We start from the raw sequence: 11,907 nt of genomic DNA, 5'->3' as shown, positions 1-11,907 counted from the left end.
GCCACACTTTTGTTGGTTTGATCTAAAGAAATGTTTCAGTAGAATGCAGACTTGGAATTTTACCGAATACAAAAGAAGTAGGAGTACACCATGGCTCACTGGGAGCAGGCGCTGGCTGAGATAAAACGCGGCTGCGAAGAGATTTTGTTAGAAGAAGAGCTGATTGCTAAGTTAAAGGAAGGAAAACCTTTAAAAATCAAAGCAGGTTTTGATCCAACTGCACCAGATTTGCATTTAGGTCACACGGTTCTCATTAACAAATTACGTACCTTTCAACAGTTGGGTCATGATGTCATTTTCCTTATTGGCGACTTCACCGGCATGATTGGTGATCCAACGGGCAAAAACGTAACGCGTAAGCCGTTAACCCGCGAGGACGTGTTGGCCAACGCACAGACCTATAAAGAGCAGGTATTTAAAATTCTTGATCCGGCAAAAACCCGTGTAGCTTTTAACTCTGAGTGGATGGAAAAGTTAGGCGCGGCTGGCATGATCAAGCTGGCGGCACGTCAGACAGTAGCCCGAATGCTGGAACGTGATGACTTTAAAAAGCGTTACGCCAATAATCAGTCTATTGCTATACACGAGTTTTTATATCCGCTGGTGCAAGGCTGGGACTCTGTTGCTTTAGAAGCCGATATTGAAATGGGCGGCACTGATCAACGCTTTAACCTGCTGATGGGTCGTGAGCTGCAAAAAGACGAAGGTCAACGCCCACAAACCATTATTATGGTGCCTTTGCTCGAAGGTCTGGATGGTGTGCAAAAGATGTCCAAATCCTTGGGCAACTATATTGGTATCACAGATACGCCGGGTGAGATGTTTGGCAAAGTGATGTCGATCAGTGATGAGCTGATGTGGCGTTATTACGATTTGCTGAGTTTCCGTCCTATTGCCGATATTGCTGCATTAAAACAACAAGCTGCTGATGGCCGTAATCCACGTGATATCAAAATTGAACTGGCGAAGGAAATTATTGCCCGGTTCCATGATGAGGCTTCAGCTGATGCGGCAGAACAGGATTTTATCCAGCGTTTTCAGAAAAACGCCTTACCGGACGATATCCCTGAACTGACGTTGACCTCAACTACTGACAGTATTCAGATTGCCAACTTATTAAAAGAAGCGGGCTTAGTTGAGAGTACCTCAGAAGCTTTGCGTATGATTAAGCAAGGCGCTGTGAAACTGGACGGTGAAACTAAAGTTGAAGATAGCAAAATGGAATTTGCCAAAGGCAGTTGCCATATCTTCCAGGTGGGCAAACGTAAATTTGCCAAAGTCAGTGTGGTTTAATCGCTGATTTAACTGACAGAACCGGCTTTGATGCCGGTTTTTTTATGCTTTTTTGTCAGTTGGCTTGTTGTAAGCGGGCAAAAAGCAGCTGCTGTAATGCAGTTTTAAATTGCAAAGGTTCAAAAGGCAGTCGTAACCAAATCACCTCTATGGCCAGCATTGGTTGTGGATCTTCGACAGATAACAATGCCAGTTTCATCTGGTGTTGTGTCAGTTCCTGTTGCAGTAGTGGCATATCAATACCTTGCTGATCAGCAGTCATCAGCACCAGTTGAGGTTTTTTCTCGCCCATCATCAGCAGCGCGTCAACCGCGTTTCGTGCCTGTTGCAGTTCCACCGGGAAATGCCATTGCTGACATAAAACCTCTAATAATTTGAAAAAATCTGCATCCACATTCACACAAAGCACATGGGTTAATGGATGTAATCTTTGTCTTTTATGCAACAAACCCAATAGAGATTCCTGCACTATACGCCGATGTCCACCTGGCGTTTTCCATGCACTGAGCAGGCCTTGCTCGACCCACAGCTGGATAGTACGTACCGAAACACCTAAAAGTGTAGCCGCTTGTCGGGTGGAAAGAAGTTGATGTTGCTCTGACATAAAAACTTTTTTGATTTGATTAAATTTATCATATTTATCAAATGAGCCAGTGTCAATGAAGTCATCTGTTTTTGCTGCTGATTGCCTGATTTTTGTACTTTTTCCTTGCATTTATTTTAAATGAAGCTAATTTGATATTAATTTGATATCAAATTGAGGGGAAAGGAATGAAAGAATATCTGGCAACAAGCCGCAGTGGTTTAATGATGTTAGCTGTGCTCCCGGCAGCTTTTGTTGTGTCCGGTTTGGGCCTGCTGGCTTTAGGTGGCCCGTTGAAACTGGTGGCAATACTGGCGCTGATTTTGGTGGGTATAGGTTTTTTTGGCTTTTATATGGTGCAACCAAACCAATGCGCTGTCTTACAGTTGTTTGGTCGTTATGTCGGTTCTGACTTACAAACAGGTTTACGGTGGGCGAACCCCTTTTATAGCAAACAAAAAGTGTCACTGCGGGTACGCAACTTTGAAAGTGGCAAACTGAAAGTGAATGATCACAGTGGCAATCCGGTTGAAATTGCGGCTGTTGTGGTATGGAAAGTCGTCGACAGCGCTGAAGCTGTGTTTGAAGTAGAAGATTATGAAAACTTTGTCAGTATTCAAAGTGAGGCAGCACTGCGCTTTTTAGCCTCAAGTTACCCTTATGAAGCTGCTGAAGATGGGGATATTAGTCTGCGCAGCAATGGCCCTGAAGTGACAGATTTACTCAAAGGCGAAATTCAGGCCCGTCTGGAAAAAGCTGGTGTTGAAGTACTGGAAGCTAGGATCAGCCATTTGGCTTATGCACCGGAAATAGCCAGTGCGATGCTGCAGCGCCAGCAGGCTCGCGCTGTGGTGATGGCCCGTCAGCAATTGGTTGAAGGTGCTGTGGGTATGGTGGAATTAGCCTTAGCCCGTTTGTCGGAAAAAAATATGGTGCAATTGGATGAAGAGCGCAAGGCCGCTATGGTCAGTAACTTGTTAGTGGTACTTTGTGGTGATCATCAGGTGCAACCTGTGATCAATACCGGCACTTTGTACTAAGCGGAGACTATGTGGTGTCGAAAAAAGCCTTTGCGTTGCGTATTGATGAAACAGTGTTGCAGGCCTTGCAACACTGGGCTGATGATGAGTTTCGCAGTGTAAACGGCCAGATTGAATACTTATTGCGGGAGGCGTTAATTCAGACCGGAAGGCTGAAGAAAAAGCCTCCGGCAGAGCCTGCTGCAGAACCAGATTAATTCAAGGCTTTAAGCAATAAACGGGCTTGTTTTTTAGCATGCTGAGCTACAGTCGCATCCGCATGCAATAAAGCCATACTGATGGCTCCCTCTTTTAATAACATCAGTCCGTCCAGCAATAAAGACTGGCCTTCCTCTGTCAGATGATAGCTCTGAAGGTGAGTATTCACTAAGTGCTTCACCTTGAGTTTATGCTGAGCGCAAAGCTGTAATACCGCACAGTCAGGTCCATGATATTCGGCAGCGCAGTTTTGAAAATAACAACCAAAAAAAGGCCCTAACAGATTAGCCTTACCTTCAAACCAAAGACTTAATGCCTCAAATAATGTATCTGCCGGATTTGCCGGATCGGCACTATTCAGTTGCTGTTCGAGCCACTGATAAAAACGCTGATGCCGAAGCTCCAGTGTGGCCAATAACAAGTCGTCTTTGCTGGCAAAATGGTGATACAGCGTTTTTTTGGCAACAGCTGACTGCTCTAAAATCTGATTAATACCCACAGCATGCACACCATAGCGGTAAAACAAGCTTAAAGCTGTTTCAACAAGCTGTTGTTTTTTATCCTGTTCCATAAAAGTCCTCGGCAGATCGAGCGCTTAGCTTGACATGGGTAGACCACTCTGTCTACTATGTGATGAGTCGGTAGACAGAGTGGTCTACTTTGCTAAGGTGATACAGTGACTGAACATAAAATTTGGGTGCAAGCTGTTCTGGCTGGCAGTGGTGCGGCTTTGGTGATGGCGTTGCTGGCTTTACTGCAACAATGGCAGCAGTTATGGCTGGTGGCCCCTTTTGGTGCTACCGCAGTGATTTTATTTGCCTTGCCGGATAGCCCGCTTGGCAAAGCAAAAAATGTGATAGCCGGGCATTTTTTGGCGGCGCTGATAGGCCTGAGCTTTGTACATGCCTTCGGTTTAACAGTGTGGAGCTTGTCCATTGCTGTGGGATTATCTATAGGTTTGATGGTGTTGTGGAAAATTACCCATCCACCAGCAGGCGCCACTACCTTACTGATTATGCTGACAGCGCCGGACTGGTGGTTTTTATTAAATCCCGTGCTGACAGGTTCTGTGCTGATGGTTGTGGTGGCTCATTATTATCATCAAAGCCATAAGAAAGGACATCAGCAGCTGATTAAACGTAAAGCTGCAGCAGCCAATACCAAAGCGGAAGACTGATAAAGCTCAGCAGTAAACCCAGGCCTACCAAAGCTGGTACTAAACGCAGTGCCAGCCCGGCACCTATGGCTATAGCTCCGGCTGATACCATAGGTGGCATAGCAGCTTCAAACACCACAACCTGCAGTAGTAATGGGTCCGGGTTGAACATGCTTAAAAATCCTAAAGCCAATACAGGCATTAAAAACAGTTTTACTCCTAACGCAAAAATCAGCGGTTTAGCTTCTTTATTGTCCAGCTGCAACCTGAATTGAAAACCTACTGCAATCATAATGACCGGCACCAGGGTAGCGGCAAGACTGTCGAGTACCAGACTGAAAAAGGCTGGATAGGGCCAGGATTTTAGCGCTAGTGCCACAGCCAGAGCGATAAAAGAAGGGAAAGTTAAAATACGTCGGACTATTTGACCTGCTGTAGGTGTGGCGACATTAGGGTTATACCAGGCGGCCAGAATAGTGGAATAAGTTGCCAGCGCAACAAAGGAACCAGCTTGATCGTAGATCATCGCGAAGGGTAGCGCTTTTTCACCAAAAAAAGCCTCTACCATAGGAAAGCCCAAAAATGAGGTATTACCCAAAGGTAAAACGACCAGCAAGGCACCGACTACAGTTTTTTCCCAGTGCCAGATTTTACCGGCCAGAATAATTAATCCGGCCACTATCAGCAGCAACACCCAAGGTGTAATGGCAGGTAACCATAGCTGGTTGGAAAATTCTAATAGCGGAATTTTTTGCAAGACTAATGCAGGCAGGGCAACAAAAAGCACAAACTGATTCAGTACTAAACCTGTTTCTTGTGGAAACTGCGGTAATTTACGTAGCAAAGCGCCTATGCACAAATACACCAGAACTAAAGCAAAACTTTCCATGATTACTCCTTTCTATACAGCAAAGTGTAATCTGAAGCGGGTTCTGTGCCTATGCGACTTTCGCCTGATAGCTGTTCAAGCAGGTTCAGCTGTTTGGCCGCTTGCTTGAGCAGCAACTCTTTGTCGTTTTTAGTCCACTGTTTCAACTGATATTCCAGTTTGCTGGCTGAAGATCGGCAAGGCATAGCGTACCTGAAAGCTAATTGCAGTGGGCCTTTGCCTTTTAAAGCTTTAGCGCCTCCTGTTAATTCACCGCTATGCTGGCGTAGACGCCGTTCAGGATTGGTGCTGATACCTGTGTATAAAGCGCCTGCTTTGGTGCGCACCATATAAACAAACCATGGGGTTGATACTGCAGTCATGCCTTGTCCTACTGATTCTGCTACACTAGCGCTGTTTTAAAGGCTCAAAGGCCGATACTTTAAAGGAAATTGCATGTCATTTGCCACGCTTGGTTTAGATCCCCGTATTCTTTCTGCTGTGACCGCACAGGGTTACCACACCCCAACCCCTATTCAGCAGCAAACCATACCTGTGATCTTAGAAGGCAAAGATGTACTCGCTGGTGCTCAGACCGGCACAGGTAAAACTGCTGCTTTTACCTTGCCAGTTTTGCAATTGCTCAGTAAAAACACCAGCAAAGTAAATAATCTGCAGGTGCGCTGTTTAGTACTGACGCCTACCCGTGAACTGGCTCAGCAGGTGGCCGATAGCGTCAAAGCTTATGGTGCTGATTTACCGCTAAAATATGCGGTATTTTACGGTGGTGTGTCTATTAATCCTCAATACGATCAAGCCAGCCGCGGCTTAGATATTCTGGTCGCTACACCTGGCCGTTTATTGGATCATTTACATCAGGGCACGGTCAGCTTGTCAGATTTACAAATTCTGGTGTTGGATGAAGCCGACCGTATGTTGGATATGGGCTTTATTCACGACATTAAACGTATTATGGCGCGTTTACCCAAAGAGCGGCAGACGTTGTTTTTCTCCGCAACTTTTGCCAAAGAAATCAAAGAGCTGGCGGATACTTTATTAAAGTCTCCGGTATTGATTGAAGTGGCTAAACCAAACAGTACAGCAGATAAGGTAGAGCAACTGGCGTACAGAGTGGATTCGCAGCGTAAACGCGAGATGTTGTCTTATCTGATTGGCTCACGCCAATGGAAACAAGTACTGATTTTCAGCCGTACTAAACATGGTGCAGACCGTTTAGCGAAACAGTTGCGACTGGATGGTATAGAGGCCGGAGCTATTCATGGCGATAAAAGTCAGGGGGCCCGCACCAAAGCGCTGGATGATTTTAAAAACAACAGGCTAAGTGTGTTAGTGGCCACTGATATAGCTGCCCGCGGTCTGGATATTGAAGAACTGCCTATAGTAGTGAACTACGACCTGCCTCAGGTAGCTGAAGATTATGTACATCGTATTGGCCGTACAGGCAGAGCTGGTAATTCAGGTATGGCCATTAGTTTAATTACGCCAGATGATCTGGTGATGCTGCAAGCTATTGAAAAGCTGACGAAACAAGTGATCACTCAGCAGGTTGTTCCTGGTTATGAACACGACCCGAAAATGAATCACAGCAGTAAAAAAGCCGATGCAGAAGAGGAACGGGTACAAAAAGTGGCAAGCCGTAATAAGCAGCTGGCAAAAGAAAAAGCCAAGTTACGTTCGCAACTGTTGAATAAAAAGTAATTTTGCAGAAAGCCATTATTAAAAAAGGCAGCACAAGCTGCCTTTCAGTTATCGAAGATTAATCGTCTTTGGGCTCAAGCGGCGTCGCCAGTGTCAGTTGATAAAAAGCTAAATCCAGATAACGACCAAATTTAAAGCCAGCCTGAGTGATAGTGCCGCTGTGGCTAAAGCCATGTTTGGTATGCAAGGCTATGCTTGCTTCGTTGGCTGCATCTATACCACCAATCAGCAGGTGATAATTCTCCAGTTGGGCCTGCTCGATAATTTTCTGCAGTACCAAAGCACCATAACCTTTACCTTGCTGATCTTGTGCCACATAAACCGAATGCTCGACTGAATACTTAAAAGCAGGAAACGCCCTGAATGTGCCATAACTGCCAAAAGCCACCAGTTGATCCTGCTCGTTCAGTAGGCCTAGCACCGGGAAATTTCCCGCTGTTTTATTAGCAAACCATTGTTGCATAGTCGCCATAGTGCGGGGTTTGTATTCATACAAAGCTGTGGTATTCAAAATGGCATGGTTAAATATTGCCAGAATAGCTTCGGCATGTTCGTCATAACTGCAGTGCACAAAACGCATTGGTTCTCCGTTCACTTATTCTGTCAGCTTCTGTACAGGGTTTTAATCAGATGATAACCAAACTGGGTTTTGATGGGGCCATGCACTTCCAGCACGGCTTTTTTAAATACCACTTCATCAAAAGCCCTGACCATCTGGCCAGGTTTAAACTCACCTAAATCTCCACCTTTTTTGCCTGAAGGGCACAGAGAATGCTTTTTAGCTAAATCATGAAAACTGGCGCCTTTGGCCAGTAGTTGTTTTAATTTTTCTGCTTCTGCAGCAGTTTTTACCAATATATGGCAGGCGCAGGCTTTGGGCATAGCGTTTATCCAGTCTGAACTAAATTGTAATGCTAGTTTAAACAGCCAAGGCTGCATTGCCCAGATGATATAGAGTTTTGTAAGCATATAAGTAACTGATGAATAAATATCATGCGCAAAGTTTGCGTGCCTGTAAATTCCTGCTAACACCAATGCAAAAGCATGTGACAATCATGTTTTGATGTGTTAATTAATGTAATTGAGGTGTGCGTGATAAAAGTCAAAGAACTTGAAGTACACCTAAAACAATAAGATGGTCCAGAGAAATACATAACATCCTAAACGGAGATTACATGAAACACATTGGAAAAACAGCGCTGGCTTCAGCTATAGGCTTGGCATTATCTTGCGGTGCAACAGCTGCAACATTTGAACAATATAAAATGGGTACGCAGTCAGTTAAAGATTTGTTGGCTGGCAAAGAAGCAAAAGGCTCCATCGCTAAAAATCAAGCTCAAGGTATTCCGTCTTCCTATTATGTTGTTTTAAAACAAGCTGGTTTACAGGATTTAAGAAGCTCAGATTCGGCGTCTATACAAGCGGCCTCAGCAAGTATTGCTGACTCAGTTCAATCAGTAACTTCCGCCTTGTTAACTTTAGATCGTAACGCTCAGGTACTGGCTACTACAAAAAATCTGGCATCAGGTTTAGTGGTTCGTGCATCAGCCGATGCGTTGCAAAAACTTCAGTCAAATCCAGCTGTCGCCTCTATTTATCCTGTTTATGACAGCAAACCAATGGCTGCTGACAGTGCTGTGTACATGAAGGCAGATGCTGTAGTCCAAGCTGGTATCGCCTCAGGTAAAGGTATTACTGTTGCTGTACTTGATACTGGTATAGATTACACCCACAAATCAATGGGTGGCGCAGGTACTGTAGCGGCCTATAACGCTGTAAACCAAAGAGCTATGCCTACTTGGCCTCAAGGTAAAGTGTTAGGTGGTTACGACTTCATTAATAATGATCCAAACCCTATCGATCCCCGCACTGGTGGTCATGGTACTTTTGTTGCCAGTTCAGTCAGTGCCATTGCACCTGACGCAGAGTTTTACGCTTATACCGTCTGTACCGGAACTTGTCCTGGTGCCGCTCAAATCGGTGCTTTAGATGCTGCTTTAGACCCAAATGGTGATGGCGATATTTCTGACCGTGTGGATGTGATCAATATGTCATTGGGTGGTGACGTTGGTACTACAAACGCCACTAGCGGTACTCAATTCTTAATCCAGAAAGCCGCCACTCTTGGCATCAATATGGTGATATCAGCCGGTAACGATGGCCCGAATCCATTTATTGTTGGTGGTCCAAGTACTACACCAAATGCTTTATCTGTGGGCGCTATGACGCACCCTACCGGATCCTCACTTCTTTTTGAGGCTACCGAGATTGACGGCAAAGAAATTGAAATGATCCCATCTGGTTTCAACAAACCCGGTGTATCTTTTAGCTTTAACAATACAGCTAACCAATTAGTTTTTGTCTCCACTAATGCTCAAGGTTGTACTGCTTTTGAAGCTGGTTCATTAACAGGCAAAGCGGTGATCATTGATCGTGGTACCTGTAACTTCACAGCAAAAGTGATCAATGCTCAAAATGCTGGCGCAGTTTTTGTGCTTATTGCTAATAACGCTAATGGTTTAGGTCCGGTGAATGCGGGTGGTGCTGATCCTGCCGTAGCTATTCCATCTGTAGGTATTTCAAAAGAAGATGGCGATGCAATTAAAGCTGCATTGGCCAATGGTGATGTGACTTACAACATAGTTGCGAACTCCATTAATTCTGCTGGTGGCTTAGCTGATTTTACGTCGCGTGGCCCTTCTATTGAAGGTTTATTAAAACCAGAAATTACTGCTCCTGGCACTAATATAGTCATGGCAGCTGTAGGTACTGGTGATCAAACAGCCTTAAACTCAGGTACTTCATTTTCTGGCCCTATGACTGCTGGTGCTGCGGCTCTGTTGCGTGAAGCTATGCCAAACCGCACAGCTCAGGAAGTGAAAGCTACCCTGATGAATACCGCGGATATGGACGTTTATACGCTGCCAAAAGCGCACCCTGATGCTGAATTAGCGCCTATCTCTGCTATGGGTGCTGGTTTAGTCAATGTTGAGAAAGCAGTAAATCTGCCGGTTGCAGCTTGGGTTGAAGAGCCCAAATTTAATACTGCTCAGGCTGCCTTGTCTTTTGGTCTGAATACTCTGACTGAAACTACAACTCTGACTAAAACGGTCACGCTGAAAAACTTTGGTACAGAGCCAAAAACCTACAGCCTGAGCATTCAGGATCGTTTTGCCGCTGATACAGAAACAGGTGCCTTAAGTTGGGTTATTCCTGAAACTGTCACTGTTGCGCCTGGTCAGTCGACTAATTTTGATGTGGCAGTGACTATTGATCCAACTAAGTTACCTGAGTGGGAGCTTGCTAATACATCAGTATTAACAGAGAAAAACGAGCAACTGACGACAGTTGAATACGATGGAGCGTTAGTTTTTAACGATGCAAGTACTGAAGCAACCAATGACTTACATCTGGTTTATCATATCCTGCCAAGAGCTAATGCGGCTTTGGAACTGAGCAGCAAATTTATTGATGATACATCAGTAAAAGTAGTGAAAAACGTTGGTGCTGTAGCTGCGGATATTTTTGCAACTCAGTTGGTTGGTACGTCTGAGAAAGATGAAAGTGTTGCGTACGATTTACGTGCGGCTTCTCTTGATGTGGTTCAGGTGCCAACGAGCTACTGTACTTCCGGCTTAATGCTGGCTCCTACTTTAACTCTGGAGAATGGTTTAAGTCATCTTCAGCAAGTGAACGTGGGTGTGGATTTAGATATCGATAATGACGGTGAATATGACCATCAGTTGAACAGCATCTTGCTGACTCGTTTAGGTACTAACTTCGCTGCTTTCCCTGCTGTAATGGGTACTTTTGTGACGCCATATGGCAGCTACAGTGGTTCTGTAATGGATTTGTTCCATTCAGTGGGTCAACGTAGTGTTACCTTATCTGCGTGTTTTGAAGATATTGGTTTGTCTACAGCTGATTTAGGCCGCACTATCGGTACGCGTTACCGCACCATTAATGACGGTAATGCCATTGGTGCAGATTGGGGTCCTGAACTTGATGATTCTATTGAAGCTTCTGCCCAGTTGGTTGCAGCTCCAACAGTCACTTTAGTTTCAGTAAGTGCAGATGTTGAGCCTACTTCTGATAGCGCATCACCTTCTGCAATAGGAGACGAGTTAGATAGCCTGGCACCAGGTCAGGAAGCTCAAATTGTGATTGAGGGTGCTGATGGTGCTGGTGTAGTGCTGTTATCTGCAGTAGGTGATGTGGCTTTTGCTGCTGAAACACCATCGTCAACAACGGCTCCAGTTATGGCTGAAACTGTTGACTACAGTATCAACGAAAATAGCCCTGCAGGAACAGTATTAGGTCAGTTGACTGCTGAAATCGGCTTACTGGACCCTGAGATCGCAGAGTTCCTGGTTGCAGGTAGTTCAAGCCAAGCTTTCAGTGTTGAGAAAAATGGTACAGTAACTGTAGCTAATGCCTCTTTACTGGATTATGAAGCTGGTTTCACCAGTGCTCAAATCTCTGTTGTTGCAGTGAACCAGGCGGGTAACATCTCCGCACCAGCTACTGTAAATATCGCAGTGGCTAACGTGCCTGATGCTCCTCCAGTAGTTACTGCATCTGCCGCTTCTGCGAATGTAGTGGCAACAGTAACTGCAGCTGGTACTATGGTAGGTAATGCAGCGGTAACTATTAACGAAGCTGGTGCGACTCTGGATAAAGTGACAGTGACACCAGCTCTGTTTGCACATACAGATGGTAAAATTGTTCTTGTTCGTAAGCCGAACGCAGAAGAGGCTGGTACTGTGGCTGTGACTGTAGTTGCAACTGACAGTGCTGGTTTAACTTCTAATGCGGCTACATTCAATGTAACTATTGCTCCTGAGCCGAAAAAATCAAGCGGTAGCTTAGGTTGGTTATCTCTGATGTTACTACCTCTGGCTTTATTACGCCGTCGTCGTAAATAACCGAACTTTATAGTTCAAGTCAAAAACCGCCGTTTATCGGCGGTTTTTTTTGGTGCGGATTCTGCAGTAGCTGTTATGCAGGCCATAAAAAAACGGGACCCGAAGTCCCGTTTTTTCTCAGCGCC

12 protein-coding genes are annotated in these 11,907 nt (G+C 45.1%); 6 read left to right on the top strand and 6 right to left on the bottom strand.

The window, feature by feature from the left end:
* Positions 1 to 90 precede the first annotated feature (90 nt).
* Entirely contained in the window at positions 91 to 1,293 is a 1,203-nt protein-coding gene (gene tyrS / locus LSG37_RS13970; protein WP_233080463.1) for a tyrosine--tRNA ligase, read from the top strand.
* A 55-nt stretch (positions 1,294 to 1,348) separates the two neighbouring features.
* On the opposite strand, the gene LSG37_RS13965 is transcribed toward tyrS, so the two are convergent.
* Positions 1,349 to 1,897: a MerR family transcriptional regulator gene (locus LSG37_RS13965; RefSeq protein WP_233080462.1), complete on the bottom strand. Its 549-nt coding sequence runs from the start codon at positions 1,895 to 1,897 to the stop codon at positions 1,349 to 1,351.
* A gap of 167 nt (positions 1,898 to 2,064) precedes the next feature.
* Here LSG37_RS13965 and LSG37_RS13960 point away from each other — a divergent pair, with 167 nt between their 5' ends.
* Together LSG37_RS13960 and LSG37_RS13955 are read left to right on the top strand one after the other, a co-directional pair.
* Positions 2,065 to 2,916, top strand: coding sequence for an SPFH domain-containing protein (locus LSG37_RS13960; RefSeq protein WP_233080461.1), 852 nt, complete (start codon positions 2,065 to 2,067; stop codon positions 2,914 to 2,916).
* Positions 2,917 to 2,930: 14 nt separating this feature from the next.
* Positions 2,931 to 3,113 (top strand): type II toxin-antitoxin system antitoxin, encoded by a 183-nt coding sequence (locus LSG37_RS13955; protein ID WP_233080460.1) that lies wholly within the window; start codon positions 2,931 to 2,933, stop codon positions 3,111 to 3,113.
* On the opposite strand, the gene LSG37_RS13950 is transcribed toward LSG37_RS13955, so the two are convergent.
* On the bottom strand, positions 3,110 to 3,685 hold the full coding sequence (locus LSG37_RS13950; protein WP_233080459.1) for a TetR/AcrR family transcriptional regulator: 576 nt from the start codon (positions 3,683 to 3,685) through the stop codon (positions 3,110 to 3,112). The genes LSG37_RS13955 and LSG37_RS13950 overlap by 4 nt on opposite strands.
* A gap of 105 nt (positions 3,686 to 3,790) precedes the next feature.
* Here LSG37_RS13950 and LSG37_RS13945 point away from each other — a divergent pair, with 105 nt between their 5' ends.
* Positions 3,791 to 4,291 (top strand): HPP family protein, encoded by a 501-nt coding sequence (locus tag LSG37_RS13945; RefSeq protein ID WP_233080458.1) that lies wholly within the window; start codon positions 3,791 to 3,793, stop codon positions 4,289 to 4,291.
* On the opposite strand, the gene LSG37_RS13940 is transcribed toward LSG37_RS13945, so the two are convergent.
* The gene (locus LSG37_RS13940) at positions 4,248 to 5,159 is read right to left on the bottom strand and encodes an AEC family transporter (RefSeq protein ID WP_233080457.1); all 912 of its coding nucleotides are present in this window, start codon (positions 5,157 to 5,159) and stop codon (positions 4,248 to 4,250) included. The two genes, LSG37_RS13945 and LSG37_RS13940, sit on opposite strands and share 44 nt — an antisense overlap.
* 2 nt (positions 5,160 to 5,161) lie before the next feature.
* A complete protein-coding gene (locus LSG37_RS13935; protein WP_233080456.1) occupies positions 5,162 to 5,521 on the bottom strand; it encodes a GIY-YIG nuclease family protein in 360 nt (119 codons plus the stop codon).
* A 73-nt stretch (positions 5,522 to 5,594) separates the two neighbouring features.
* Between LSG37_RS13935 and LSG37_RS13930 the strand changes: the two genes are divergently transcribed.
* Positions 5,595 to 6,857, top strand: coding sequence for a DEAD/DEAH box helicase (locus LSG37_RS13930; protein WP_233080455.1), 1,263 nt, complete (start codon positions 5,595 to 5,597; stop codon positions 6,855 to 6,857).
* A 58-nt stretch (positions 6,858 to 6,915) separates the two neighbouring features.
* Here the strand turns inward: LSG37_RS13930 and LSG37_RS13925 are convergent, their stop codons facing one another.
* Both LSG37_RS13925 and LSG37_RS13920 read right to left on the bottom strand, forming a co-directional pair.
* Entirely contained in the window at positions 6,916 to 7,437 is a 522-nt protein-coding gene (locus LSG37_RS13925; RefSeq protein ID WP_233080454.1) for a GNAT family N-acetyltransferase, read from the bottom strand.
* A gap of 23 nt (positions 7,438 to 7,460) precedes the next feature.
* Positions 7,461 to 7,739: a peptidylprolyl isomerase gene (locus tag LSG37_RS13920; protein WP_233080453.1), complete on the bottom strand. Its 279-nt coding sequence runs from the start codon at positions 7,737 to 7,739 to the stop codon at positions 7,461 to 7,463.
* 293 nt (positions 7,740 to 8,032) lie between these two features.
* Between LSG37_RS13920 and LSG37_RS13915 the strand changes: the two genes are divergently transcribed.
* On the top strand, positions 8,033 to 11,782 hold the full coding sequence (locus LSG37_RS13915; protein WP_233080452.1) for a S8 family serine peptidase: 3,750 nt from the start codon (positions 8,033 to 8,035) through the stop codon (positions 11,780 to 11,782).
* The last annotated feature ends 125 nt before the right edge of the window (positions 11,783 to 11,907 follow it).

The sequence above is a fragment of the Rheinheimera soli genome (genome assembly GCF_021290985.1).
Lineage (GTDB): Bacteria > Pseudomonadota > Gammaproteobacteria > Enterobacterales > Alteromonadaceae > Pararheinheimera > Pararheinheimera soli.
The sequence above is the reverse complement of the archived record's forward strand: the minus strand, read 5'-3'. Positions and strand labels throughout refer to the sequence as shown.

Bases quoted from the DNA above. Each gene is read 5' to 3' on its own strand.
- tyrS (WP_233080463.1), top strand. From the start codon at position 91: ATGGCTCACTGGGAGCAGGCGCTGGCTGAGATAAAACGCGGCTGCGAA.
- LSG37_RS13965 (WP_233080462.1), bottom strand. From the start codon at position 1,897: ATGTCAGAGCAACATCAACTTCTTTCCACCCGACAAGCGGCTACACTT.
- LSG37_RS13960 (WP_233080461.1), top strand. From the start codon at position 2,065: ATGAAAGAATATCTGGCAACAAGCCGCAGTGGTTTAATGATGTTAGCT.
- LSG37_RS13950 (WP_233080459.1), bottom strand. From the start codon at position 3,685: ATGGAACAGGATAAAAAACAACAGCTTGTTGAAACAGCTTTAAGCTTG.
- LSG37_RS13940 (WP_233080457.1), bottom strand. From the start codon at position 5,159: ATGGAAAGTTTTGCTTTAGTTCTGGTGTATTTGTGCATAGGCGCTTTG.
- LSG37_RS13935 (WP_233080456.1), bottom strand. From the start codon at position 5,521: ATGACTGCAGTATCAACCCCATGGTTTGTTTATATGGTGCGCACCAAA.
- LSG37_RS13930 (WP_233080455.1), top strand. From the start codon at position 5,595: ATGTCATTTGCCACGCTTGGTTTAGATCCCCGTATTCTTTCTGCTGTG.
- LSG37_RS13925 (WP_233080454.1), bottom strand. From the start codon at position 7,437: ATGCGTTTTGTGCACTGCAGTTATGACGAACATGCCGAAGCTATTCTG.
- LSG37_RS13920 (WP_233080453.1), bottom strand. From the start codon at position 7,739: ATGCCCAAAGCCTGCGCCTGCCATATATTGGTAAAAACTGCTGCAGAA.
- LSG37_RS13915 (WP_233080452.1), top strand. From the start codon at position 8,033: ATGAAACACATTGGAAAAACAGCGCTGGCTTCAGCTATAGGCTTGGCA.